The sequence below is a fragment of the Ammoniphilus resinae genome, from assembly GCF_017873965.1.
In the GTDB taxonomy this organism is placed as follows: domain Bacteria; phylum Bacillota; class Bacilli; order Aneurinibacillales; family RAOX-1; genus Ammoniphilus_A; species Ammoniphilus_A resinae.
In genome coordinates this window covers 1-2982 of record NZ_JAGGKT010000044.1, presented here as the reverse complement: position 1 = coordinate 2982, position 2982 = coordinate 1, and the positions used below count along the sequence as shown (strand labels likewise).

At 42.1% G+C, this 2982-nt stretch carries 2 protein-coding genes; both read left to right on the top strand.

Features of this window, described 5'->3' with window-relative positions; all coding sequences use genetic code 11:
* Positions 1-323: 323 nt before the first annotated feature.
* Entirely contained in the window at positions 324-1412 is a 1089-nt protein-coding gene (gene galE / locus J2Z37_RS25160) for a UDP-glucose 4-epimerase GalE (protein ID WP_209813076.1), read from the top strand.
* Positions 1413-2597: 1185 nt separating this feature from the next.
* Positions 2598-2876, top strand: a complete 279-nt coding sequence (locus tag J2Z37_RS25155) for a transposase (protein WP_209813075.1) — start codon at positions 2598-2600, stop codon at positions 2874-2876.
* Positions 2877-2982 lie beyond the last annotated feature (106 nt).

Genomic DNA, 2982 nt, shown 5'->3' with positions numbered 1-2982 from the left:
TTTCAGCGTTTTTATAAAAATGGTCTATTATTTTTCCATCACTAGTGGCCTACTATTTTCTCAGCACGTGGTCTACTTTTTTATTGACATTCGCACATAATCCATCTATCTTATTATTTTAATTATTTTTAAACATTAAAGGACTTTATATGGTTTAAGGGATTATCAATCCTGATCATGATTTAATAAGGTGTGAATTTTGGGTGGTTGTCTTAGATTGGGAGAACGTGTATTACTAGATTTTGGGGGCTTTACTGAATGGGGAGAGATGGTTGAACCTTTTTAACTCTTTTACATAGAATTTGGTCATCGGAGGATATTTTATGGCGATATTAGTAACTGGGGGAGCAGGATATATTGGAAGTCACACTTGTGTAGAATTACTAAATGTAGGATATGAGATTATCGTTGTCGATAACTTTTCTAATAGCAAGCCAGAATCATTACAAAGAGTTCAGGAAATAACCGGTCGAAGTTTTGCTTTCTATGAATTGGATCTCCAGGATCGTGAGGAATTAGAGAAGGTATTTATAGAAAATCGGATTGAGGCTGTCATTCATTTTGCAGGGTTGAAAGCAGTAGGGGAGTCCGTTGAAGTTCCACTTCGGTATTATCACAACAACATCACGGGTACATTGGTCTTAGTTGATGTGATGCAGCAATATGGGGTGAAGAAAATGGTCTTCAGCTCCTCAGCCACCGTATATGGGATGCCTGATCGTGTCCCAATCTCGGAGAATTTCCCGCTAAGTGCTACCAACCCTTATGGACGTACGAAACTGATGATAGAAGAAATCATGCGTGATCTCTATGTTTCTGATCAGGAATGGAGTATTGCGCTTCTGCGATATTTCAACCCCATTGGAGCACATAGCGGTGGCCGAATCGGGGAGGACCCGAATGGTATTCCCAATAATCTGGTGCCTTTTATCACGCAGGTTGCTGTGGGGAAATTAAAAGAGTTAAGGGTGTTTGGGAATGATTATCCAACTGTGGACGGGACAGGTGTCCGGGATTATATTCATGTAGTGGATCTTGCGATCGGACACTTGAAAGCTTTGGAGAAGATTATGGTAGAGTCTGGTGTGGATGCTTATAATTTGGGGACGGGACGAGGTTATTCTGTGCTGGAGATGATAGGGGCTTTTGAGAGAGTATCGGGGAAGAAGGTGCCCTATCGGATTGTTGATCGGCGCCCGGGGGATGTGGCTGCGTGCTATGCTGATCCAGCGAAGGCGAGGGAAGAACTGGGATGGGTTGCTTTCCGGGGAATTGAGGAGATGTGCCTGGATTCCTGGCGTTGGCAGAGTGGGAATCCGGAGGGGTATGGGGAAGAGAGGATCAGGGAAGGTACCCCGAGTGATCGCAGACAGCGAAGCGCTGTCGCACTTCACCTCACCAAAGGGGTCTGACCCCATCACTGAATTAAAGCATTGCTTTGGTGAGGTTTTTTAAATATTATTTCGTAAAACGAGGTGTTAACGAAATAATAGATAGATTAGGTTGGTAGGAAATATAGACATGGCAGAGGCAATTTGCTAGGATGGAAGAAGCAATTACATAAAGCAGGGTGGGCGGTTGGCCACTTCCCGTAAGAAGGGAGGTGGTAAAATGACGGCGTATGAAGCAATGATGATCGCACTCACATCAAATTTAGTTTTGATAGGAGTTATAACCATAGTTGTAATGATCGCCGTACAAAGAAAAAAGTAACCGCCCCACTCCCGACCAAAGGTTAAAGGGTTGTTACTTTTTTCAAATAACCTCAAAATTTAGGTCAGCCGCTCTTCTTGCGGCATGTAATTGCCCGTCAGGTGTTCTGCACCTGACCCTTTTTATTTCTGCACAATTTCTAATTCCATTATACAAAAGAATTGTAAATTGATCAAATTCCCTGCTCATTAATCGCAGACGGCGAAGCGCTGTCGTGGTTCACCTCACCAAAGGGATCTGGCCCCATCACTAAGATAAAGCGATGCATTGGTGAATTTAAAGTAAGAACTGATTAGGTTCTTGTTCTATTATTTCGTAAAACGAGGAGTTAAAGAAATAATAGATAGGTTAAGTTGACAGAAAACATAGACATGGTAGGGGCAATTTCTAGGATGAAAGAGGCAATTAAATAAATCAGGGTGGGCGGTTGGCCACTTCCTCTTAGAAAGGGAGGTGGTAAGATGACGGCGTATGAAGCAATAATGATAGCACTCACATCAAATTTAGTTTTGATAGGGGTAATAACAATTGTCGTAGCGATCGTCGTACAAAGAAAAAAGTAACCGTCCCGCCACGACCAATGGAATAGGATAGGTTACTCTTTTCAAAACACTTATTCAATTGGGTCAGCCGCTCTTCATGCGGCATGTAGTTGCATAGTCAGGTGAGCCAACACCTGACTCTTTTTATTTCTGCACAAATTCTAATTCCATTATACAAAAGAATTGTAAATTGATCAAATTCCATACCCGTTAATCAAAATCTTCAGTAACATCTACTCTTGATATTCCAAATTGGTTTGTTGTAAAATATAGAATGTACAGAATTTAAAACCCCGTCTATTCTCTTCTATTAACCTCCAACCCTCATAGAAAGGAGAATCCATGCCAAGAAAACATCGCATTTGGTACCCAGGTGCTGTCTACCATATCATGTGTCGGGGAAACCATCGCCATGATATATTCCGAGACGAAGAGGACCGGCAGTTTTACCTCACTACACTCAGGCGAGTGCAAAAACAAAACCCCTTTTATTTATACTCCTATTGTCTCATGACAAACCACGTACACCTCCAAATGGAAACCCTTGATATCCCAATCAACCAAATCATGCAAAGGATCAATATGCTGTACTCGATTTACTTTAACCAAACCATTTTGTAGGTCACTTACTTCAAGGCCGTTACCGGGCGGAGCTCATTGAAACCGATGCGTATCAATTGGAGACCAGCAAATACATCCACTTAAACCCCGTACGAGCCCATATGGT